Origin of the sequence: Rhizobium sp. CB3171 (assembly GCF_029714265.1) — a bacterium.
GTDB lineage: Bacteria > Pseudomonadota > Alphaproteobacteria > Rhizobiales > Rhizobiaceae > Rhizobium.
The window spans coordinates 56,938-80,447 of record NZ_CP121653.1; the positions used below are offsets into that span (position 1 = coordinate 56,938).

At 58.1% G+C, this 23,510-nt stretch carries 18 protein-coding genes; 4 read left to right on the forward strand and 14 right to left on the reverse strand.

Going from position 1 to position 23,510, the window contains the following annotated elements:
- Nucleotides 1–18: 18 nt before the first annotated feature.
- From QA648_RS19560 to QA648_RS19570, 3 genes are all read right to left on the reverse strand, one after another.
- A complete protein-coding gene (locus QA648_RS19560) occupies nt 19–1,920 on the reverse strand; it encodes an ABC transporter substrate-binding protein (protein WP_104825991.1) in 1,902 nt (633 codons plus the stop codon).
- Between the two features lie 200 nt (nt 1,921–2,120).
- Nucleotides 2,121–3,629 carry an alpha-N-arabinofuranosidase gene (locus QA648_RS19565; protein WP_104827814.1) on the reverse strand — a complete coding sequence of 503 codons (1,509 nt, stop codon included), beginning with the start codon at nt 3,627–3,629 and terminating at the stop codon, nt 2,121–2,123.
- Between the two features lie 208 nt (nt 3,630–3,837).
- The gene (locus tag QA648_RS19570; RefSeq protein ID WP_104825992.1) at nt 3,838–4,758 is read right to left on the reverse strand and encodes a helix-turn-helix domain-containing protein; all 921 of its coding nucleotides are present in this window, start codon (nt 4,756–4,758) and stop codon (nt 3,838–3,840) included.
- A 432-nt stretch (nt 4,759–5,190) separates the two neighbouring features.
- Here QA648_RS19570 and QA648_RS19575 point away from each other — a divergent pair, with 432 nt between their 5' ends.
- Together QA648_RS19575 and QA648_RS19580 are read left to right on the forward strand one after the other, a co-directional pair.
- Entirely contained in the window at nt 5,191–5,475 is a 285-nt protein-coding gene (locus tag QA648_RS19575) for a hypothetical protein (protein WP_104825994.1), read from the forward strand.
- Nucleotides 5,476–5,566: 91 nt separating this feature from the next.
- Nucleotides 5,567–6,499: an MYG1 family protein gene (locus QA648_RS19580; RefSeq protein ID WP_283053057.1), complete on the forward strand. Its 933-nt coding sequence runs from the start codon at nt 5,567–5,569 to the stop codon at nt 6,497–6,499.
- Nucleotides 6,500–6,844: 345 nt separating this feature from the next.
- Here the strand turns inward: QA648_RS19580 and QA648_RS19585 are convergent, their stop codons facing one another.
- Together QA648_RS19585 and QA648_RS19590 are read right to left on the reverse strand one after the other, a co-directional pair.
- Complete coding sequence (locus QA648_RS19585) at nt 6,845–8,800, reverse strand: methyl-accepting chemotaxis protein (RefSeq protein ID WP_283054325.1); 1,956 nt, start codon at nt 8,798–8,800, stop codon at nt 6,845–6,847.
- A 95-nt stretch (nt 8,801–8,895) separates the two neighbouring features.
- Nucleotides 8,896–9,174, reverse strand: a complete 279-nt coding sequence (locus tag QA648_RS19590; protein WP_283053059.1) for a hypothetical protein — start codon at nt 9,172–9,174, stop codon at nt 8,896–8,898.
- 649 nt (nt 9,175–9,823) lie between these two features.
- Between QA648_RS19590 and QA648_RS19595 the strand changes: the two genes are divergently transcribed.
- Nucleotides 9,824–10,819 carry an AraC family transcriptional regulator gene (locus QA648_RS19595; RefSeq protein ID WP_104825997.1) on the forward strand — a complete coding sequence of 332 codons (996 nt, stop codon included), beginning with the start codon at nt 9,824–9,826 and terminating at the stop codon, nt 10,817–10,819.
- A gap of 51 nt (nt 10,820–10,870) precedes the next feature.
- Here QA648_RS19595 and QA648_RS19600 read toward each other — a convergent pair whose 3' ends face one another.
- From QA648_RS19600 to QA648_RS19635, 8 genes are all read right to left on the reverse strand, one after another.
- Nucleotides 10,871–11,779, reverse strand: a complete 909-nt coding sequence (locus QA648_RS19600) for an oligopeptide/dipeptide ABC transporter ATP-binding protein (RefSeq protein WP_283054326.1) — start codon at nt 11,777–11,779, stop codon at nt 10,871–10,873.
- Between the two features lie 74 nt (nt 11,780–11,853).
- Nucleotides 11,854–12,879, reverse strand: coding sequence for an ABC transporter ATP-binding protein (locus QA648_RS19605; RefSeq protein WP_283053061.1), 1,026 nt, complete (start codon nt 12,877–12,879; stop codon nt 11,854–11,856).
- A gap of 2 nt (nt 12,880–12,881) precedes the next feature.
- Entirely contained in the window at nt 12,882–13,853 is a 972-nt protein-coding gene (locus QA648_RS19610) for an ABC transporter permease (RefSeq protein ID WP_283053063.1), read from the reverse strand.
- Between the two features lie 9 nt (nt 13,854–13,862).
- Nucleotides 13,863–14,900 carry an ABC transporter permease gene (locus QA648_RS19615; protein WP_283053065.1) on the reverse strand — a complete coding sequence of 346 codons (1,038 nt, stop codon included), beginning with the start codon at nt 14,898–14,900 and terminating at the stop codon, nt 13,863–13,865.
- 75 nt (nt 14,901–14,975) lie between these two features.
- A complete protein-coding gene (locus tag QA648_RS19620; RefSeq protein WP_283054327.1) occupies nt 14,976–16,667 on the reverse strand; it encodes an ABC transporter substrate-binding protein in 1,692 nt (563 codons plus the stop codon).
- 80 nt (nt 16,668–16,747) lie between these two features.
- Nucleotides 16,748–17,641, reverse strand: a complete 894-nt coding sequence (locus QA648_RS19625) for a proline iminopeptidase-family hydrolase (RefSeq protein ID WP_283053068.1) — start codon at nt 17,639–17,641, stop codon at nt 16,748–16,750.
- Nucleotides 17,642–17,667: 26 nt separating this feature from the next.
- Entirely contained in the window at nt 17,668–18,258 is a 591-nt protein-coding gene (locus QA648_RS19630) for an ANTAR domain-containing protein (protein ID WP_283053070.1), read from the reverse strand.
- A complete protein-coding gene (locus tag QA648_RS19635) occupies nt 18,255–19,424 on the reverse strand; it encodes a transporter substrate-binding protein (protein ID WP_283053072.1) in 1,170 nt (389 codons plus the stop codon). The genes QA648_RS19630 and QA648_RS19635 overlap by 4 nt, the downstream gene beginning before the upstream one ends.
- A 485-nt stretch (nt 19,425–19,909) precedes the next feature.
- Here QA648_RS19635 and QA648_RS19640 point away from each other — a divergent pair, with 485 nt between their 5' ends.
- On the forward strand, nt 19,910–21,565 hold the full coding sequence (locus QA648_RS19640) for a diguanylate cyclase (protein ID WP_283054328.1): 1,656 nt from the start codon (nt 19,910–19,912) through the stop codon (nt 21,563–21,565).
- 137 nt (nt 21,566–21,702) lie between these two features.
- Here QA648_RS19640 and QA648_RS19645 read toward each other — a convergent pair whose 3' ends face one another.
- Nucleotides 21,703–23,370 carry a globin-coupled sensor protein gene (locus QA648_RS19645; protein ID WP_283053074.1) on the reverse strand — a complete coding sequence of 556 codons (1,668 nt, stop codon included), beginning with the start codon at nt 23,368–23,370 and terminating at the stop codon, nt 21,703–21,705.
- Nucleotides 23,371–23,510: the final 140 nt, after the last annotated feature.

The following is a 23,510-nucleotide window of genomic DNA, read 5'->3' on the forward strand; positions in this document are numbered from 1 at the left end:
GCGTCAGGGTCGGGAGGATTATGGCTGCGCCGGCTTCAGCTTGACCATCATCAACCGGGAGTTCGCCCAATTGGGAACCGGATCGGTATAAGGATCAGCAATGGTCGGATAGCCTTTCCAGTAGGTGGTATCCATCGACGTGAAGACGTTGTAGGACATCAGCGGAATGGTCGGCATTTCACGGGCCACCAGTTTCAGATAGTCGTTGCCCAGTTCGATGCCCTTGGGATCGTCGGCGCTGACCTTGCGAATGCTCTCGATGATCTTATCGAGCTCGGGATTGGACCAGCGCTGCCAATTGCGCGGCGGCTGGTTTTCACCCTTCTTGGCAACGAATTCCGAATGCCAGCTATCGAGGAAGAAAGAGAGGTCGGGATCGCCGCCCCAGGTTTCGACGCTCCAGGCGATCGCCACCTGGAAGTCACCCGGCTGGAGTGACGTCTGCCACAGGCTGGTGGACGGAACGGCTTTGGAATCGATGCCGAAAGCGGCCCATTGCTGGGCAATCAGCGTGCCGGCGCGGGTGAAGACCGAGCGGGTGTCGCCTTCGACACTCATGCGGATCTTGAACGGCTGGCCATCTGGCGTCATCCATTTGCCGCCAGTCTTCTTGAAGCCTGCCTTTTCCAGAAGCTCGGCTGCAGCCTGGGGATCCGGCTTCCACCAGCCGTAGCCGAACGCGGTGTTGATGGCTGCCGGATCGGTCGGGATCTGGTCCTTGAATTTCGGCTGCTTGCGCAGGATATCGGCGATCTGTTGGCCGACCGTCGGGTCATAGGGCTTGATCTTACGCTTGCCGGTATCGATCTCGAACGTCTTGAGCCAGTCCTGCAATGGCGCCTGGTAATCCTTCATGGCGATGGCCGTCGGCGGAACGCCAAGCGCCGAAAGAGTGGCGGCGCCACGGTAGCTCGCCATATCCACGGCCTTGATGTCGATAAGCAGCGCGAGCGCCCAGCGCACATCCGGATTCTGGAAGGTGGGATCCTGCGTGTTGAAGATCACGGCAGGAAGCGTCGGGTCGGGATGAGCGAAGGGGAAGCCGGGGAACCAGCTATCGACTGTCTTGGATTTCTCCTTGAGCGTGAACATGCCCTCGGGCGTGTTGTCATGGATAATATCCAGATTGTGCTCGATCTGAGCGATGGTGCGTTTATCCGGCGGGCCTGGATCGACATAGGTGACATATTTCGGCGCCGGCTCGCCGAAGCGGGCAAGCGAGGTGCGCTGCCAGTCGTCGCGCTTCTCCCAGGTGTACCATTTGCCTTGGGGATCATAGGCCTTCAGCTTATAGGCCCCGAGCGAGATGGGATTGGCGAAATCATACCGAACCGGATCGGCCACTTTCTCGAAAATATGCTTCGGCATGATCCAGGCGCCGTTCCAACGAACGGTGAAGAGCGCGTGAAAGCGGGAATTGGGCTTCTTGAGTTTGAAGACGACGGTATAGGGATCGGTCGCCTCGACGCTTGCCACCTGCACAGAGAAGGCCGCACTCCAAACCATGCCGGGATGGTCCATCTGCGTCTTGACGGTATAGACCACGTCGTCGGCGGTGAATTCCACGCCGTCGCTCCAATAAAGCCCCTTGCGCAGCTTCACGGTCATCTCGGTGAAGTCGGCATTATATTGCGGCTTGTCGGCAGCCAGGGAATTGTCCCAGGTCGAGCCGCCAAGTCCCTGTTCGGGATCGATATACCAGAGCGTATCCATGGTCAGTTGCTGCAGGCCGGTCGAAACGCCGCCGCCGCCATTGACCCAGATATTGAACCAGCCGGGATTCTTGATCGTCCCTTCCGGATTCTCGACGATGAGCGTCTCCTTGCGCGGCAAGGAGGTATAGTCATCGGCCTTCGCTGCCGCCATCAGGCCAAGTGTGGCCAGGGCGACGCCGAATGCAAGCTTCTTCCAATGCTGCATGATCTCCTCCCTTTGAGAGCGACGAGAGAGCGGCCGCAGGGACGCCTGGCACGTCGCAGTTTGTCGGTTCGCAGCCGCGTCAGGACCGAGCAAGTCAGGTCCTGGGCTTCTGCGAACCATTCCTCCGGCTCGGTTGCCTCCTCGCAACGCGCGCCGGATATGCCTCGGTCAGGGCCGGTAGCCCTGCCGGCAAATGGTCGTCACACCGACAGCCGGATGACGCTGTAGGACAGCGGCTTCAGCGCCGCCCGCAGCCTGCCATCCTCGATTTTTGCGGTTTCGACATGGACCGGGACGACCGTTTCCGGCCGCGTGGCGGTGTTGACCGCCTGCAGGTCGCCGTGGGTCATCTCCACCTGCTCGACAATGCGGGCATTTGCAAAGCCGTCCAGGCGGGCGTCGAAATCGAGCGCGGTCTGCGTGTGGCGGTTGACGGCGAAGAAGGTCAGGGTCTTGCCGTCGTCGGAAAGAACGGCTGACGCATCGAGATACGGAACGTCGTTTGCCTCGTCGCAATCGTAGGTCGGACCGTCGGTGATCAATTGTAGCGCCGATCCACGCCCATATTTCGAGGCGAAATAGAAGGGATAGTAAATCGTCTGACGCCAGGCCGGGCCGCCATCCTCGGTCATGATCGGGGCAATGACGTTGACGAGCTGGGCGATGCAGGCGATGCGCACGCGATCCGAGCGGCGAATGAAGGTGTTGAGAATGCCGCCCACCTGCAGAACGTCTTCGAAATTATAGACGTCTTCCAGCAAATGCGGCGCATCCGGCCATTCATCACGAGCAAGGATCTCCTTGTCCTGCTGGTTGGAATGGTACCAGACATTCCACTCATCGAAGGAAATGCCGATCGTCTTCTTCGACCGCTTCTTCGCCTTGATATAATCGATGACGCCACCGATGGTGACGATGTAGCGGTCGAGCTTTTCGGCCTTGGCCAGATAGTTGAGCGTGTTCTTTTCGCGATTGGCGAAATACATGTGCAATGAGATATGATCGGCGCTGTCATAGCACTGGTCCAGAACCTGCGCTTCCCAATCGGGATAGGTCTTCATGTCAGAATTCGACGAGCCACAGACGACCAGTTCCAGAGATTTGTCGAAGCCGCGCATGGCCTTCGCCGTCTCATCGGCCAGCCGGCCATATTCATAGGCTGATTTGTGGCCGACTTGCCAAGGGCCGTCCATCTCGTTGCCGAGGCACCACAATTTGACATCATGGGGATTTGTCCAGCCATGCTTGCGGCGCAGGTCCGACCAATAGGTGCCGCCGGGATGATTGCAATATTCGAGGAAATTGCGAGCTGCATCCAGGCCGCGCGAGCCGAGATTGACGGCAAGCATCGGCTTGGTATTTGCCTTCTTGCACCAGTCGACGAATTCGTTCACGCCGATCTGGTTGCTTTCGCGGGTGCGCCAGGCAAGGTCGAGACGGACCGGGCGCTCCGAGCGCGGGCCTACTCCATCTTCCCAATTATAGGCCGATACGAAGTTGCCGCCGGGATAACGGCAATAGGGCGTATCGAGCTGGCGAACGAGATCGATGACATCGCGCCGGAACCCGTGCTCATCGGCAGTCGGATGTCCGGGCTCGTAAATGCCGCCGTAAATCGCCCTGCCGAGATGTTCGAGGAACGAGCTGTAAAGTCTGGAATCGATGGTCGCGACCTGGAAATCGCGATGGACAATGACGTTCGCCTTCAACGAACCCTCCCATTTATGCATCAGATTTCTTGTTTTCTTGTATCTATCTTGATAGCGATAAATGGCAGTGTCAATTGTGCCGCGCTTTTGATTTTTCCCGTGCAAATTCCTGAAAAATCTATTTAATTACAAGTAGTTCTCCTTGCGGATGGGTGGCTTGGAACGGGAAGAGAATGCGGTTAATAATCAGGATTTCCGATATCTATCTTCAAACATACAGCCGCATGACGATGTCTCGGCCATAATTTCCAAAGCCGCGGCCGAAAATATTGACCCCGCCGGTGTTGCTGGCATTTTCGGCGATGCCGATGCGGAGCCGGATGGAGGAATGTTGGGCAAGGGCGAGGTCGCTGACGGTGACATTGGAGGCGGCCATGCCGTCGATGAAGGTGCCGCGGGTGGAAATGCGCCAGGTCTTCAGCTTTCCGTATTGCGAACCCTCGAGCTTCCACCATGCGGGCGTAAAAGCACCACGCTTGTCGCCATAGTCGCCCGGCGAGGTCCAGGTTCCAATCGCCATTCCATTAACCCAGAGCGTAATGTCGGAGGGCCAGTCGGGATTGGTGCCCGGCACTTCAGAAGACAATTCCATCGAAAATTCGATGGCGCGCACGGTCTTGTTCAAGACCTTGGCATTATTGGGGAATTTATACTCGACATGCCCTCTGCCAAACCAGATGAGACCCGCCTGCATGCGTTGTGGATCCAAGAAATAGTCGGGCACGTCGAGAAGGCCGAGCACAGTTTCGGTGGAGCAGAGACCACAGGGCGCATGAATGTCACAGCTCGTATAGAGACCGACCGGCATCGCAACCTCGATGAAGTCGTCCTTCTGAACGGTCGTGTCCTGGAAACTGATCAGAATTTCATTATAAATCGCGGAGCAAATTTTTTGATTGCCCTTGCGTGCCTTGGCAAGACGGGATTCAACCAGTCCCGCCTCTTCCAAGATCTGAATGCCGGTGGCGACCGTTGACTGAGGCAAAGAGAGCGTTCGCGCCATGTCATTAACGTTCATCGGCCCTTTTGAGCAAAGCAACTTGAGGAGTTGTATGCGTACAGGCGCCGAGAGCGCTCTTATAGCATTCTCGTTCTCGCTGGCGTCGATGGTCAAGAACGAGTGTTCCATTACGCTCCCCAGTATTCTCGAAATTACGTTTTATATCTGAAATCTCGATGTATCAAGACTGACTGGCTAAAATTGACTTCAGTGTCAGTGCCGACGGCTTTTATTTTTTCCAACTATAGGGGCAGCATCTTCAGAAGCTCAATCGACGATTATCCATTGGAAATCTGTTGCTTGATAGACTGCTGACGTTCACAGGCGCCCGCTAGAGGCGCAGGATAGTGGCTCCGATCAGGATGATGAGGAATGCCGGTGGCAAAAGGACGGCTGGCAGGAGCCAGATGCCGAAAAGCGAGTCCGCCTGCGCTTGGTCGGGATGAGCGGGATCGTAAAGGATCGGGAGCTTGGAAAATTTGCATCCGCGATATAGCGCTCTTTGGCTCGCCGATCTCATTGTGTCTGCTAGAAGTAAAAATCTGACAGAAGGTGAGCTGGATGGTGAAATGGCAAGCTAAAGATTTCGGCCCGGACAGCGTTGTCCTTGACGCTGACAAGCTGTCGCGACCGGTTACCGCTGAAGAGCTGGGAAATCAGCTAGTTCGTATCAATCGACTCTGCACGATTCTGTCGCATGTTCTCGATGCGGCAGACATAGCAGTGACGGATCGGGAACGCCTTTGGTCGGAGATCGAGGGGTTTCAGGATCAAAACTTCGAGGCGTACAAAAGTTTGCTCGCGAGCGAATCCCCCGAAGGAGGCCGGACCAGCCCGCCCAAATAAGCAAATGGCCCGTTGAGATGGGATGCAGCAACGGCTATCTGCTGCTAGACCCCCAGCGGATACTCCGCGAACAACAAGGCATAGCCCCCGCATGATCCCAGATTTCCTCGTCACCCATTCCGGCGGTTTCCATGCCGACGAACTGTTGTCCAGCGTCATCCTGACCCGGCTTTTTCCGCAGGCGCGTCTCATCCGCAGCCGGATGCCGGAATGGACCACCCCCGGCCCAGACCGTATCATCTACGATGTGGGCGGCAGATATGACGCCGCCGCGCAGATCTTCGATCACCATCAGCGCGGTGCGCCGCTGCGGGAGAGTGGCCAACCATACAGTTCGTTCGGTTTGATCTGGAAGCATTATGGCCGTGATTACCTCGCCGCCTCGGGTCTTCCCGAAGCGCATATCGAGGCGGTACATGCCTCCTTCGATGCTAGTTTTGTGCTGCCGGTCGATCTCGTTGACAATGGTGCGCTCAGCCCCTCCGTTGCGGGAGCGCTGGCTGGGCTCACGTTGCCGGCGCTGCTGGAAACCTTAAAGCCCGTTTTTGACGAGGCAAACCCCGAGGCCGAAGATCGCGGTTTCCAAAACGCTCTTGCCATTGCCCGAAGTTTCGTCGAGGCGAGGATAGCCCAAAGCGCCGCAAAGTTGCGGGCCGAGGCGCTCGTGCACCAGGCAATCATGGATGCAGGCAAGGGGCGCATTCTGGAACTCCCAATGGGAATGCCCTTCCGCCCCGCCATCGTGAAGGCAGGCGCCGATCACCTGCTGTTTGTCGTTCACCCGCGCGAAAATGATTGGTGTCTGACCGGCATCCGCCGAGCGGATGAGGGGTTCGAGCTGAGGGCAGACCTGCCTGCCTCTTGGGCGGGCTTGACCGATCGCGATCTGGAGGCGGCTTGCGGCATAGAGGGCGCGAGCTTTTGCCACAGCGGCCGCTTCATCGCCGCCGCCAGGACCCGCGAGGCTGCACTCGCCATGGCCGAGCTGGCGGTGACGGAGGCTGAAGTCGGTGTGACCGGCTGACGCTTGCCAGGCAGATGATGGAGCGGTGCCTAGTCGGCGCGCTCGTTCTGAAAGCCTTACCTGATCACTCGTTATCGGCCGGCTTATCGTCCCGCATTTCGCTTTCGCAATTGCCTATGAATTTGCTTTAAAGGGCGGAATGGTAGACTTGACGCAAAGGGACCAATTGTTCGGAGCCTTGCAAGTTCATCACGCCGAGAACATGGGATGGGCAGCGGCGTGACCGCTGCCCATCCCGGATTTCCCAGACCGAAGTTGTCTCAATGCAGAACCGCTAGCCACTGAGACGGAAGGCGATGATTTCCAGCGTCGTGGCCTGACTGGCGGCTGAAGGTGTTGCTTCGATCAGAAGTCTTCCCATTCCTTTACAGCGGCGGCAGTTGCCGTCTTTCCGCCGAAGACGCGGGAGAGCTTGTTGCTGAGGGCGCGGGCCGGAGAGGCAACAGGCTTGGTCGTTTCGCGGACGGCACGCGGGCCGACGGCGTCTTCAAGCCTAAAGTTGCCAATGAGATCCCGTAGCTTCGCGGCCTCCTGCGTAAGATTGGAAGCCGCAGCGGTCGATTGCTCCACCATGGCGGCATTCTGCTGCGTCGTCTGATCCATCGAATTGATCGCCGTGTTAATCTCGGCAAGACCCGTCGACTGCTCCTTTGCGGACACGGCGATCGCATTCATGTGATTGTTGATCTGGCCAATGAAGCCGCCGATGACGTTTAGCGCCTCGCCGGTATCGCGCACCAGCTTGACGCCGCTTTGCACTTCGGTGGTCGACGTTTGGATCAGGCCCTTGATCTCCTTTGCCGCCTGCGCCGAGCGCTGAGCAAGCTCGCGCACTTCCTGTGCGACGACCGCAAAGCCCTTGCCCGCTTCGCCTGCTCGGGCTGCCTCCACTCCGGCGTTGAGCGCCAAAAGGTTGGTCTGGAAAGCGATCTCGTCGATAACGCCTATGATGTTGGAGATTTGCTGCGAGCTCTCCTCGATCCGCCGCATCGCCTCCTCGGCATGAGAAACCACTTCAGCGGATTTCTGCGCGCTCTGATTGGCCTGGCTGGCGACAGTGCGGGCCTCTTCCGTCAGCTTTGTCGACGAACCAACGTTGACGACGATCTCGTCGAGCGCGGCGGCGGTTTCTTCGAGTGAGGCGGCCTGCTGTTCCGTCCGTCTGGAGAGATCCTGTGCACCCGACGAGATTTCGCGCGTGCCATTGTTCATGGCGCCAATGCTGTCCGCGATCGTCGAAAGTGCGGCGCCAAGCTGCTGGACCGACTGATTGAAGTCCCGGCGCAGCGGCTCGAAATCCGGTGCGAAGGCCTCATTGATCTGGAAGGCCAGATCGCCGGCGGCAAGCCGTTTCAGACCTGAGGCGAGATTGTCAGAGGCAAAGCGCAATTGTTCGGCTTCACGCTCCGTGCGGCGCTGGAGTTCGGCGCGTTCGGCTTCCTGATGGCCGCGAGAGGCGGTAGCCTCTTCTTCGAGGCGCCGGTTGGCGACGGCATTCTGTTGGAAGACCTTAACGGCTTCATACATGGCGCCTATTTCGTCTCGACGCGTCACGGAGGCGATATCGACATTCATGTCGCCATCAGCGAGCCGGCGCATTGCTGAGGTCATCAGCTTGATGGGCTTGGCAACGCCGATCATCAACGCGATCGCTGATGCAAACAAGACAAGAACAACGCTTGCGCCGACGATCAAAGAGATCGTTTCCGCCGTTGAAACCGAGGCCGCCAGCGCAGCTCTTGCCTCCTGCGTAAAGTGGCGAGCGTTCTGGATCGAGGCGTCCGTTGCCGTGTGCGTGCGCTCCATAACCTGGTTGATATCCACCTCGGAGACGACGCCCAACGCCGCTTCGACTTCTGCCAGGCTCAACGGCGAGCCATTCTTCTTGGCCATGGCTTCGGTCAAAGCGGAGGCACGTTTTGTTATGAGGCCATCATACTCCCGCAAACCATTGCGGATGTCCTTCAAGACATCAGGCTTCAGAGCGATACTGATGGGCTGCTCAAGGCCATCCCATGCTTGTTGGTCGCTGATTTTGGCTTGGCTGAGCGAAGCTTCAACTTCCTTTGCCGTCGTAGCAGAGCCGATTTCATGAGCGGCTGTCCGCATTTCCGCGAGAGATACCGCGGCAGTCTGAATGCCGTTGAGAATCGTTTGTTCACGAGAAACGGCCGCATTCGCCGAACTGATTTCACCGCTGGCGATCTGCTGATTTATGAGAATACCGATGATCAGTACAATTCCGATACCCGACGAAAGCGCAAGCTTCGTACCGATCTTAAGGTTTGCCGAGAAAGACATATGAATCCTTTGTGTCTTCACCGCCGGCAGCCTCCTCCCTTGAAGCCGGGCGTATTGAATGATTTTCAGTTAGAGACGAAAGAAGAAGTGAGCCTTCACGCGTTCTGCGTGGGCCGCATGTCAGCGTTAATTGAAAGATGCGGCGCATCAGTCACATCGCCCTTCAGAGACGCGCAAAGAGCCTCCAAATAATATGCCGCGTTGCTCAGCATCTCACGCTTGCGCGCCAGCAACTGTAAGAGGTCAGGTGCTTCGGGCGCCGTGGAAAAGGTATCCGAGGCTTGGACGTCTGGTCGAGCGCGGTTCTGGGCTGGAAATGGAATGAGGTTAGGCACGACGTTCTCCGGGAACGAAGGAGACAGGGGTGCCGTCATCGGCCCTCTGAAGGTAGTGGAGAAAAGCCGCCACAAATCATTTGCGCAGCGCGAATAGGCTTTCGATTATGCCGGAGAGCAGGAGATTGTCCTTGGAAGACAACCGCGTCTCAGCAACTGCGCCTATGCACTCACGAATTGACGCGAACCCTTAACAAAGATTGGATTTTCGTGGATGCGCCTCGGTTCTCACAACCTCAAGTGAACTTTGCTGCTCAATCTGGATATGTTGGCGGAAACTGGACACGATGGCGCGATCCCATGGTGGTAAGAGCGATCATGAAATAGTGCCGCATTTCGCGGCAGTAAAAACTAAAGGATCGCTATGGCGTGACGAGATTCAGTCCGAACTGTCGCCAGGAAGAACCGCTTAGAGACCGGCCTTAACATTCCGTTCTTTCAAGGAGGCGCTACTGGTACTCGCGGTGCAGATTCTTGGTGTTCCAGAGAGTTGGCCGACACAGAGGCACTCGTCGGGCTTTGACGGCCGTCAGAATATCGGATGCCCCCGTGCCGTTTGCTGCTCGGCGGTTTGTTTGCGCCCACGCAGACTTCCGAAATCTCGACGCCGACCAAATAATATCTGGACGAAGTTGCCATTTGACCTGCCATTGCCTTTCAAGCGGTCCACGCACAAACGAATAATCATATGTCAGACAATATCCTGGTGAAATCCTCGCTGCGATTTCATGGCTCAACCTTCGACGATATGGTCGAAATATACACGAAAAACTTCGGTCCCTTTGAGGCCAGCCAGTTGGGCCGGGGGGCAGATTTCCTTTGGCAGGCCGACTTCCATACCGGAGGGGCAGCAACCTTGGTCACCAGTCACTACCAGGTTGAATGGCAAGCACGTCCTCTGGCCGAAATGCCTGAGTGGCTATCGATTGCGGTACCTCGCATCGGAGGCTGGGGCGTAGCGCTTGGTCGCCGAGTGATTGACGTCAAGCCGGGCCAGGTGCTGCTTGTCAATAACAAGCAGCCGGAACGTTTCTTTCTGCAAGGTGCGCCGAATATGTCCGATGTGCTCCGACTGGACTGGGCGGTCATGAAGCAAACGGTTGCAGCAATGTTTGAGATGCCATTGAATGGCTCACTTGATCTGACGCCGATCCTGGATCTGTCCACGTCAGCCGGTCAATTGGTCGGAAATCTCGTGCAAACGATCATTGCGGGTATGCGCTACAACGGACCGCTCATTCAATCTCCGATGGCGATGTCGTATATGGTCAACGCGCTCGCCGATTTGATATTGCGGACGACGCCACATCAGCTATCTCACCTATTAGCCAAGAAGCCCCACCTGGTTGCTCCCCGGCATGTTCGACGTGCCATCGACTTCATGCACGCAAACATTGACCGGCCAATAACGATGCAAATGGTCGCCGAGGCTGTTGGTGTTTCCATTCGCGCGCTGGAAGGGGGCTTTCGGGCTTTCAGGGAAACAACCCCAATGGCTTATCTGCGGGGGATTCGTCTGCAAGCCGCCCGGGCAGATCTTCTGGATCAGTCCAACCGCACGTCGATCAAAGAAATATGCTTGAAGTGGGGCTTCTTCCATTTCGGAAGATTCGCGGTGACCTATCGGCAGACATTTGGAGAAACTCCATCGGAGACGAGGAAGCGCTCAGGAGCTGAAGGCTGAGTAAGCATATGACAATCCACAAACGTCTTTAGACCCGATCTCCGGGCTGGTTCACTCCAGGGGAAAGTGGCAGGCAACCCCATGGTTCGTCGAGGTTTCAGTCAAAAGCGGGCGGCTTTCATGGCAGATATCTCGGGCAAAGGCACAGCGGGTCGAGAATTTGCAGCCCTTGGGAGGGTTGAGCGGGCTTGGAATTTCGCCCTTGAGCAGGATGCGCTCGCGTCTGCCCCCTTTATGCGGCTGCGGAATGGCTGAAAGCAGCGCCTGGGTATAAGGATGGCGCGGGGCGGCGTAGAGCGTGTCGGTCTCGCCGATTTCCACGATGGAACCGAGATACATGACGGCCACGCGGGTCGAAACCTGGCGAACCACGGGAAGATCGTGAGCGATGAACAAATAGGTGAGGTTCAGCCGCTCACGGAGGTCAGCGAACAGATTGATGATCTGCGCCTGTACCGAAACATCGAGTGCGGAGACCGGTTCATCGGCGACGATCAATTGCGGTTCGACCGCCAGCGCCCGCGCAATGCCGATCCGCTGGCGCTGTCCGCCTGAAAATTCATGCGGATAACGATCGAGATATTCAGGCCTCAGACCCACCAAAGTCATGAGTTCGGCAAGGCGATCCTCGACTTCGGAACCAGTGCGGATCGCGTGGACCTTCAGCACTTCGCCGAGGATATCGCGGACCCTGCGGCGCGGATTGAGCGAGGAGGAAGGATCCTGGAAGATCATCTGCATTTTGCGCCGCACGGGCTTCAGCGCCCGCGCATTCGCCTTGCCGATCTCGATGCCCTCGAAGGTGAGGCTGCCGGAAGTGACGTCGTAAAGCCGGGTCATGCAACGACCCAAGGTGGACTTGCCGGAGCCGGATTCGCCGACCAGGCCGAGCGTCTCGCCCGGAAACACGTCGAGGCTGATCTGGTCAACGGCATGCAATATCCGGCCTGAGCCCGGCATTATGGTCTTACCGACGACGAAATTCTTGGTCAGTTGGTGAGCCGAAAGGAGAGGCTTTCGCATTTGCTCGGTGCTCACGCCGCCACCTCCAGGGAAAGAACGGTCCGGCGCAGGCTTTCCCGCTCGTCGCCGTCGAGCACGCAGAGCCCGGCTTGATCCTCAAGCCGTCTGAGCGGCGGACGCGCGTTGCATTCAATACGGGCAAATCGACAGCGCGGCGCAAAACCGCAGCCCTCGGGTATGTTTTCGGGTGTGGGCGGCATGCCGCCGATCGAGATCAGCCGCTCGGGTCTTGGGCCGGTCAATGGCGGGATCGAGGCCATAAGGCCCCAGGTATAGGGGTGAAGGGGGTGGGAAAAGATAACTTTCGCCGGACCGCTTTCCACGATGCGGCCGGCATACATGACCGCGACCTGATCGGCCACTTCGGCAACGACACCCATATCGTGGGTAATCAGGATGATCGCCGATCCAAAATCCTTGCGCAGCCGAAGCAGAAGATCGAGCACTTGCGCCTGGACGGTCACGTCGAGCGCCGTGGTCGGTTCATCGGCGACGATAAGCGCCGGATTGCAGGAGATCGCCATCGCAATGACGGCGCGCTGGCGCATGCCGCCGGAAAGCTGGTGCGGATAGCGCCCGACGGCCTCCGCCGGATTTGCGAAACCCACCTCCGCCAAAAGTTCGATCGCGCGTTTGCGTGCTGCCCGAGCGGAGAGTTTTTCATGAGCGCGGATCTGCTCTTCTATCTGCCAGCCGATCGTATAGACCGGGGTCAGCGCGGTCATCGGATCCTGCGAGATCAGGCCGATGCCCTTGCCGCGAATGCTTCGCATCCGGCTGGCCGGCAGTTCGAGAATGCGCTCGCCTTGAAAGGCAACCGCGCCGTCGACCCTGGTGGTCTTCGCATCGTGAAGGCCGAGGAGCGACAGAAGCGTTACCGATTTTCCAGAGCCGGACTCGCCGACAATGGAGAGAATTTCGCCCTGGCGAACCGAAAAGGAGACGTCGTCTACAGCCTTGACGAGGCCCTTGTCGGTCGCAAATGACACGGTAAGACCCTTGACGTCCAGAAGCAGAGGCTTGTTGGAACCGGTCATCGTCAACTCCCTCTCACGCGCGGATCGATCAGCACGTAGATGATGTCCACGCACGCATTGGCGAGGACGACGAAAAAGGAGGCATACATCACCGTGCCAAGAATCATCGGCAGATCCAGATTGAGCAGCGCCTGATAAGTCAGCCGTCCGACACCGTTGAGGCCGAAGACAACTTCGGTAAGCAATGCGGCGCCGCCAACCAGTGCGCCGAAATCGAGGCCGAACATGGTAACGAACGGGATCAGCGACGTCCGGAGCGCGTGCCTGAGCATTACCCGCGCCGGGCTCAGCCCCTTGGCACGAGCGGTGCGGATATAATCTTCGTGATAGGCTTCCACCAAGTTGGCGCGCAGGACGCGGCCGTAAATCCCGATATAGAGCGTCGCCAATGTGATCCACGGAATGATCAGCGTCTTGAACCAGCCCAGCGGATCTTCGAAAAGCGGCTTGTAGCCGAGTGCGGGCACCCAGGAAAAAAGCCAGGTATCGTGAAGGCGGCTCTGGGAGATCAGATTCATTACCTCGCCAAGCCAGTAGACCGGCATGGAAACGCCGACAAGCGCAAGCATCATCAGCCCGCGATCGAGTAGGCTGCCCCGTGTCATGGTGGCTACGACGCCGGTCACCACGCCGCCCAGAATCCAGAGAACTGCCGCGCCGAAGACGAGCGACAAGGTCACCGGCGCCGCGACGGCGACTTCCGGCACCACGCGCATGCCGCGATTGACGTAAGAGGCCAGATCCTGCGTCACGAAAAGCCGCTTCATCATGATCGCATATTGCACGGGCAGCGGCCGATCGAAGCCGAATTCGGATCGGATGGCCTGGATAGTTTCCTGAGAGGCATTGCGGCCGGCGATGCGGGCAGCCGGATCGGAGCCGGGCGTCGCAAAGAAGATCAGGAAGACGAGCGCCGAGATGCCGAACATCACGAAGATCATCTGGGCGAAACGCTGGAAGATTGCGACAAACATCCCGGCTCCTCAGACAATCTTGGTGCGCGGATCAAGCACATCACGGATGCTGTCGCCGACCACGTTGAGGGAGAGGACGGTGAGCGCGATGACGATGCCGGGCGCGAGCGCCACGGCCGGGCGCGTATAAAGCAGCGTCTGCCCATCCTGAATGATTGTTCCCCAGCTCGCATCCGGCGCCTGTACGCCGATCGAAAGAAACGAAAGCGACGACTCGGTGACGATGTTGAGCGCCATCATCAGCGGTATGAAGACGATGAGCATGGTCGACACGTTCGGCAAAATGTCCTTGAGCAGAATGCGCCAGGCTGGAATACCGAGCCCGACCGCCGCGAGCACGAATTCACTCTCCTTGAGCGCGAGCACCCGGCCGCGAACGGGTCGTGCGACATAGGGCACGTAGATGATGCCGATGATGCCGATCGGCAGGAGCAAACTGTCGGCAGTGATTTCAATCGGCCCGATCACGACGCCCTTCGAAATCATCACGATCGAAAGCGAGATCGCCAGCAGATAGACGGGAAACGCCCAGAGAATGTCGAGAATGCGCGAAAGCACGATATCTGCGAGGCCGCCGAAAAAACCCGCAGATATGCCGATGGCTGCGGCCAGCACGAGACAGACGGCCGTCGCAGCCGATGCGATCAGCAGGGAATTCCTTCCGCCATAGAGGAGGCGGGCGGCAACGTCGCGACCCTGCGTATCGGCACCGAGGAAATATTGCGTTCCCCAGGTCGGCCCGATCGGGGTCACGCCGAGGCCCAGCCCCTCGGTAGAGGCCTGCATGATCTTCATCTTTTTGCCGTCGACCGTGACCTTGCCGCTCAGGTTGGAGCGGAACGGATCCGTGCCGGCGATATCGGCGGCGTAGAACGGCGCGGCAAGGCTCGACAACACGATCACGAGGAGCAGGAAAACGGCGGCGATCGTTGGCTTGTCGCGTTTCAGGAGCCTCCAGGCCCGCCGCCAGGGACCGGCGCCGCTACGCGTCGCAACGGCGTCGAGCCTTTCGATCTCGGAAGATGGGGTATCGGCCAAGGCGTTCATCTCGCTTTCCCGCACGGGTCATATACAACAGGCACGCATGCAGGCGGCGGCGCTGATCGCGCCGCCGCCTGATGGTTACTTCACCCAGGATTGGGAGATGACCCAGCGGTTCTGCTTGTTGAAGGCATAATTTCCGAGGCGGGCGGAGGTGAAATTCACGCTCTTCGGCGTGAACAGCGGCGCCAGCGGCGCTTCAGCCATATAGGCCTTGTCGATCTTGGCCCATTCGGCATTGGCGGCTTTCTCATCGGTCAGCGAAAGGGTCATGGCCGCCTTCATCTTGGCGTCGAGGTCCTTATTGCAATAGCCGGCGATATTGATCGAGGAATCGCTGCCTTTGTTGAAGCTGCTGCAGGAGAGCAGCACATTCAGAAAGTCCGACGCGGCCGGATAATCCATATACCACTGGGTAACGCTGATCTGGACGTTATTGTTGGTATTCTGGATGTATGCGAACTCGATATTGGGTGAGATCGCCTTCATCGAGGCATCATAGCCGAGCTCGTTGAGGACGCTCTGAATATAGGTGCCGATGCCGCGTGCAACGGCGTTGTCTTCGGCGATCACCGTCACCTTTTGACCCTTCGTGCCCGATTCCTCGACCAGTTGCTTGGCCTTGTCCATATCTGCCTCCGACCATTTCGGGCCGGGGTCCTTGGTATAGATGCAGTCATCGACATGACCGGGGAAGTCGGGCGGCAGGATCTGGCAAGTCGGCTGTGCCAGCACTTCCCCCCCGAAGAGCCCGACGAGTGCGTCACGATCGAGCGCATAGTTCAGGGCCTGGCGCGCCTTGATATTGTTGAAGGGCGGCAGATTGACGTTCATCGGCGCGTACCAAAAGGCCGCGAGCGGATCGATGCGAACCTGCTTGGCGTATTTCGAGCCGATCTCAGGCAGGCGATCCGTCGGCGGCGTGTCGAACATCCAGTCCACCTGACCATTGATCACGGCATTGATGCCGGCTTCCTCGGTCATGCCGAACTTATAGTCGATTTCGTCGGCATAGCCGTCCGGCTGCGCATCGACGCTCCATTCCTTGAAATAGGGATTGCGCTTCAACACCATCTTTTCATTTGGGTTGTAGCTTTCGATCATGTAGGCACCGGTTCCCGGTATGGGGCTCGTGCCGGCATCCTTGGCGGGCGTATCGGCTGGGACGATACTCGCATGCGGTACCGCAAGCTTGGCGAAAAACTCCGAATCCGCCGCGGTGAGATTGATAGTGACTGTGCCAGCCTTCTCGTCGGCAATCACACCGCCATCAAGCGTGCAGGTATCACCATCCGCCATGCATTTATCGGCGCCGACGATACCATTGTAGAAACTGCCCATGGTTGGGCCCTTGACCTTGAAGATCCGCTGAAACGAGGCCACGACATCGGCCGGCGTGACGTCCTTGCCGTTCCAGAACTTGATGCCCTTGCGGATCTTGAAGACATAGGTTTTCCCGTCATTCTTGATCTCGGGCATTTCCTCGGCGATCGCGGGCACGATCTTGAAACCTTCCGTGCCGCCCGCCTGCTTGAACTTGACGAGGCCGTCATAGCTCATCTGGTAGATCTGCCAATACTGGGCCGTATAGTTGAGCATCGGATCGATGGTGCCGGCCGCCGAAACGGCCGAAAGCGTCATCGTGCCGCCGCGATGCTGAGCCATGAGTGCGGCCCGGTCCTCGGCATGGGCTACCCCCGAAAGCATGGTCTGGGCGATAAGAAGGCCGGCGAGAGCCGCCCCCGCGCGGAAAAATGTTGTTGTTCGTGTCATCATGATTGTCTGTTCCCTCTTATTATAAATGGTTCGATACCGCTGCTATTTACGACCGGTCCGTTGACAGTCTCTTGCTTTCACGGCGCTTTCTCATTCAGAAATGCGCCAATCTCGGCCATGCAGGCCGCGCGTTCCTCGACATGCGGCATGTGGCTAGACTGTTCAAAGATCCGCCAGCGCACATCCGGGATTTCATCGGCATAGGGTTGCACACAAGCCTCCGTCGCCTCGTCGTAGCGACCAGAGATCAACAGCGTCGGGACATCGATGGTCGAAAGACGACCGACGATCGACCAATCCTTCATCGTGCCAATGACATGGAATTCGTTGGGGCCGTTCATCGTGTAGTAGACGGTCGGGTCCTCGGCTATGGCATCGAAGGTGCGCTTTACCTCCGGCGGCATGGGGACGACGCGGCAGACATGGCGCTCGTTGAAAACGTCTGTTGCCTTGACGTATTCTGGGCTGCCCGTGGTGCCGGCCAGTTCATGCTTGAGCAGCGTGGCCTGCACGTCGGCCGGCAAGGCTTCGCGAAGGCGATTGGCCTCGGAAATCCAGGTTTTCATTGCCGCGGGCGAATTGGCGATCACGAGCGCCTTGAGACCGGCCGGCCGATCGACAGAGAATTCAGCCGACAACATGCCGCCCCAGGATTGTCCGAGCAGGCAATAGGCGTCCCGGATGCCCAGATGGTCGATCAAGTTATGGAGCTCCGCCTTGAAGAAGGCGACCGTCCAGAAATCACCGCCCTTTTCCGGCAGGTGCGTGGACTTGCCATTGCCCACTTGGTCATAGTGGATGACAGCGCGGCCGGTGGCGGCGATATCCTTGAAACTGTCGACATAATCATGCGTGCAGCCAGGCCCGCCATGCGCGACGATCAGCGGCGGCTTGCCGGATGCGAGGTCTCCAGTGATCCGGTACCAGGTCCTGTAACTGCCATAGGGCGCATAGCCTTCGATTACCTCCATATTTCGTCTCCTTCTTGTTCGTCTTCCTAATGTCCGCCGTGGGTACGCCTGTCGTTCTTGCAGATGGCGTCCGCGGCCTCTTCGACCGTCATGCCCCAATCCATCGAGATGCGTCTCAAGCGTTTGAAAGCGGCGGCTTCGCCGGCATATCCCTGCTGCATCAATTGCAATACGGCGCGCACCACGATCGGTCGCTGACGCAATCGGTCCTCGAGCGCACGGATATCATCGGCATGGCTGCGGGCTTTCTGGTAGGCATGCGACGCGATCAGCAGCGCGCTATAGGCGCCTGTCGAGCCGATCGGTTTCAGCAGATGCGCGTTCGAGCCCTGGGCGAGCACCCATTCGATCCGCCCCGGCGCTTCCGAGCCGATCAGCGCGACGAGCGGCATGGGCGAAAAACCAGATGGCCAGGGAAATTGCTGGTCGTGTCCCATGTCGGCATCGAAGAACACCACATCGGCCTGTGCATCCTGCTCATCGAGCTGCGGCCAGACGGCCTTGACCTGGATGTGCAGCGACTCCAACTGGCGCGTCAGCGCCTCGACGGACGGATGCGGTCGATGCAGGATCACCGCGCGCCAAGTGGAAAACATCGGTCGTTCGAAGCGGCTCATTTGACCACCTTCAGTCCCGCGCCCGGCCCATAAACGCTCGGCCTGCCGGGAAAAATCGAACGCACCAGATAGGGGTCTGCCTCGACAACAGGGGTTTCGGTGTCAAAAATCTCGAAACCGCCCTCGCTGTCAGACCTGCCGATATACGGCCGCAAACCGGCGTAATGGGTGCGCGGATCAAACGAAATCGGCCCAACGGGCGTATCGAAACGCCGCTGCGTCACCACTTTGCGGATCAAATCCGGATCGTCCGTGCCGGTATCGGCGATCGCCTGGGCCAGGACGGAAACCGCCATATAGGCGAAGGCAAATGGCCCTGTGACCGGCCGGCCGTCGCCACGGCGAGCTGCCAATCGCGTCTTGAAACGCCGATTTTCCTGAGTGTCGAGCCTGTCCAGATAGATGTTGGTGACGATGTGTCCAGCCTTGGCTTGCGAACTCAGGTCGGTGAGATCGATTTCCGAAAGATTGCAGGCCACGAGCGGCCGGCGTTCGGCGCTAAAATCGACGTTCTCCTCACGCAGTTCCGCATAGGCCCGGATGAACGCATGGGCGGAACGGCCAACAAGGTTGGAGAGGATGAAATCCGGCCGCTTCAGGCGGATTTCGGCAATCAGGTGATCGACCTCTTCCGAACCGAGCGGCACGAAGCGCTCTGCCAGCACCTCGCCACCCGCCGCCTCGGTCAGCTCGCGGGCGATGCGGCCAATTTCCCAGCCCCAGATATAGTTCGAGCCGACGATGAACGGCCGCCGGCCGTAACGCGGCAAGACGTAGTCGAACAGCGGCAACAAATGCTGGTTGGGACAGGCGCCCAGATAGATGACGCTGTCACTCGTCTCATAGCCCTCGTGCGGAAAGGCGTACCAGAGCAGCGCGCCGTGGCGTTCGACGACTGGAAGCACTTCCTTCCGGCTCCAAGACGTGATCGCGCCGACGATGTGCCGACATCCCCTTTGCCGGATGGCGACCTCGGCGAGTTCGGCATAGCGTTCCGCACTCCCGGCTGGGTCATCGACACGCGGGTCGAATTGGAAGAAATAGCTGGAATCACCGTTGATTTCGGCGATTGCCGCCAAGGCACCATCCACCGCATCGCGGCCCAGCGTCGCATAAGTGCCCGTCGTCGAATAAAGAAGTGAGAGAGGGACAGGCTTTCGGATCATAGGATGTTCCGCAACCCACCGAATGGGCAGCGGCCGATTGCACGCCGCTCGAAAGACAAAGGACTATCCTCGTTGGGGGTATTCTTGATCACGCCAAAATCTCGGTTTGAACGCTTGGCACGACCGACCAAACGGCACGAAAAAAGCCCCGTCCGCAGGGTGTGCGGAAAGCGGGGCTCATTTGCCGTTGGCGATCAATGCCATTTCTTGCTTTAACGCTATGACAAGCTCACTTTATAGTCAATTAGAAATCATGCTCATTTTTCAATCATTCGCCTGCGCCCAATCCGGCAATACCGCGCCGCGGCTGGGTTAGGCGCTGGGATATGGGGCGCCATCTTCCCGGGCAATCCTCAAAGCAAGGTTAACTGGGAACATTGAGACGGCGTTAACTTACATGCCATGATAAAAATGGGCCTGTCGCATGTTTTGTTGGCTATAGCATCATTGTTAAGCTTCTGGTGTTACCGCTATCCAGAAGACAAATATTGGCGTTCAATATGCAAACTATTGATATCGAGGCAATTACTCAAAAAGCAAATTCCAGCCTACAGGAAGCGTGGCATCTTGGATGTACGGGCCGCTCGGTTGAGGCACTTACACTTGCCAGCCAAATTCATGCCGATGCCAAGTCGCGGGGCGACGATCGCATTGCCGCCCAATGCGACACGGATATAGCCTGGTATTGTTTGCAGATTGGCAAGGCCGAACTCGGGATAACGCATGTCCGCAGGGCGGTAGACTTCTGGAAGTTGAGTGGGGAGCCCATCCAGGAAGCCTATGCCCGGGCGTATCTCGGATGGTTGTTTCTGGAATTGGGCTTGCCCGAGGAAGCGATCGAAGAGGCTACCCGCGCGTTGGATTTGGCCGACAGGACTGAAGACCTAAAGGTGCAAAGCCTGGCCACCAACGTCATTGGAATTATCTTCTGGTACAACAAGCAACCCGACCGGGCCATTCTGATGAGCGAGAGATCCGTCGAGCTCGCCAGGTCGATCGGTGACAAGACCTATGAATGCTGGTGGCTTATCAATCTTGGCGGTGCCCATTCGGAAGGCGGATATATCGCGCAAGCGCGCGGCGAGCCGGAAGTGGGACACCAGATGCTGATGAGAGCGCTGGAGCTGACGGAAGAGGCGCTCCACATATCAATCGAGATCGGCGATAGCTGGGCCGCTCGCATTTGTCTCGGCAACGAAGCCGATTACTACAGCCATCTGGGCGAGCATGACAAAGCGCTTCAGTGCATGGTCCGCTATGAGGCGTTTCAGGAGAACAGCTATGTTCGCGACCGGCAGCAATATCTCTACACTTTAGGCCAGGTCCATATCAATTGCGGGAACTTTGTAGACGCCCGATCGCTGTTGCTCGAGGCGCTGGATCTGATCGGCGACGGCGGCAGTTTCGATTCCTATATCCAGATCTATCTTTATCTGTCGCAGGCTTATGAAGGGCTGGGGCAGTTTGACCTGGCGCTGGAGACGCATAAGAAGTTCCACCAGGCATATTTGCAAAACAGCGCCGAGAGAACCCAACAGCGCGCGCGTCTCGCCGAAATCTATTATGAAACCAAACGGCTTAAGGAAGTCGCGGAGACAGAGTCGAAGCGCGCCGAAACGCTGGAGGCCTCCTATCAGAAATTGCAGGAGGAAACTGATATCCTTGCCAGCGCCGTTTATCTGGATGGGCTGACTGGGCTCTATAACCGCAAATATCTCGACAGCCGCTTCAAGGAGCTAGCGTCCGAGACGCGCCCATATTCCATCGCGATGCTGGATGTAGACCACTTCAAGTCGATCAATGACAACTTTTCCCATATGATCGGGGACCAGGTGCTTAGCGCCATTGGAACCATATTGCGCAACCAGTTGCGGATCACCGATCAGGCGATCCGCTTTGGCGGCGAGGAGTTCGTTGTTCTGCTGGCGGGCCCTCCCGGAGGGGCGGCCGATGTTTGCGAGAGGCTGCGTTCGACGATTGAACGCTGGGACTGGGCGCAGATCTGCAACGGGCTGTGCGTCACGATCAGCATAGGCGTCGCCGGTAGCCTGTCCGCCAATTCTCCGAACGAGATTTTGGAGATCGCCGATCAGAATCTCTATGCGGCGAAAAAGGGCGGTCGCAACCGGGTTGTTTCGTAGCGAGCGTGCCGTCCAGCGACGTCTCTGTCTGGTAAACGCTGCAGGCATCTAGCTGTGTTGCTGCCCCGTAACCAAAGGCGTACGGGGCAGTTTCTTTGCTCGGCTAACTATTCAAATCCCGCCAAAGCCGCACCGGATTAGAATTCCTCCCAATTGGTAGCCGCGACCGCCAGGTTGCCTTGCGTCGCGTAGGCCTTGGCGAGTTTGGCTCCCAGCGCCCGTGCAGGAGATGCCGTGGGCATGTCGCTTTGCTTAGCTGAGCGAGCCCGGGATACCGATGCCTTGCCGATGTTGAATTCACTGAGCATTGCAGCGATGCGACCGACCTCCAGCGTGAGTGCATGGCTGGCGGCGGTGGATTCCTCTACCATCGCGGCATTCTGCTGCGTGCCCTGATCCATCGAGTTGACGGCTGTATTAATTTCCTGCAGAGCGGTTGCTTGCTCTGTGGATGCTCGAACGATCGCGCCGATATGCCGATCAATCTCCTTGACCTCGTCAGCGATGACCGTAAGCGCTTCTCCGGTTTCTCCAACAAGAGTCACGCCCGCCTTTACCTGCTCGCCCGAATTGTTGATCAGTTCTTTGATCTCCTTTGCGGCCTTGGCCGAGCGCTGGGCGAGTTCGCGAACCTCCTGCGCGACGACGGCAAAACCCTTACCTGCGTCGCCGGCCCGCGCCGCTTCGACACCGGCATTCAGCGCCAGCAAGTTCGTCTGGAAGGCGATTTCGTCAATCACTCCGATAATATTCGAGATTTCCCGCGAAGAGCCGTCGATTGCACCCATTGCGGCGACCGCTTGCCTCACGATGTCACCGGATTTTTCGGCGCCGATACGAGCCTTTGCAACCAGTTGTCCAGCTTCCTCGGCACGCCGGCTGGAATCCTTGACCGTGGTGGTGATTTCCTCAAGTGCAGCAGCGGTCTCCTCGATGGAGGCTGCCTGCTGTTCGGTACGCTTGGAAAGATCATCCGCAGCGGACCGAATTTCCTGTGAGCCAGAGTTGATCTGTGAAGCGGCACCATTGATTTGCTCGATCGTCGCCGACAACTGGTCAAGAGCGTTGTTGAAGTTGTCACGCAGAGCGTGATACGCCGCCGGCAGGTCGTCATCGATCCGGTAGCTGATATCCTTGGCGGCGATTGCCGCCATCGCTTTGCCGAAGCTGTCGCAGACGAGCTGGCGTTCCGCGTCGATCGCCTCGGCCTGAGCCTTCTGCTTTGCGATTTCAGCTTCATCGATATAGACCGAGATCGCCAAGTCCATGTCCAACATCACAGCCTTGACGAGACTGGCAAGTGCCTTGCCGAAGTCCGCACTCTTCATTGTTTTTCGTGAGAATATCCCGCCTTTGGGGAAGATTTCCTCGACGGCGCTCTTGATCAGATGGTCGATAATGATGGCGTAGCCGCCAATGTACCATTGTGGCTCCAGGCCGATGCGGGCATGCACAGTGCCGATCGTACGAACCTTGCCGACATATTCCTCATTGAAATTGCCATCGGCGATATTGTGCCAATGGCCCATCTGCGCACCCTTCGCCCGGGCGATGTTCTCCTCCGTGGAGAAAAAGCGGCTGACCTCTGGGCTCTTGCGCAATTGCGCATAGAACTTGTCCAGACCATGGGGCAGTTCGCGTTCGATCAAAGTTTTTAGGGATCGGATGCCAGCGCGACCGTCCTGATCGAGCTGCATGAAGTCGAGGCGGCGCTCGACGTTCTGACGCCGGGTCTTTGCGCCGGCGGCGTCACCGTTGCCTGCGGAATTGGAGCTGTTGTTGGCATGCATGGAGCGACTCGACATTCTCGACCTCGAAAACAATGGGCTTAAACCGCGATTGGGCACATACCTCAATCACATCGAAACCCGTCGTCATGTCGGCGCTGGCGTCCATCCGCCCTTTCGATAACCCCAAATTTGGGCGATTTCCTTTATTTGGCGTT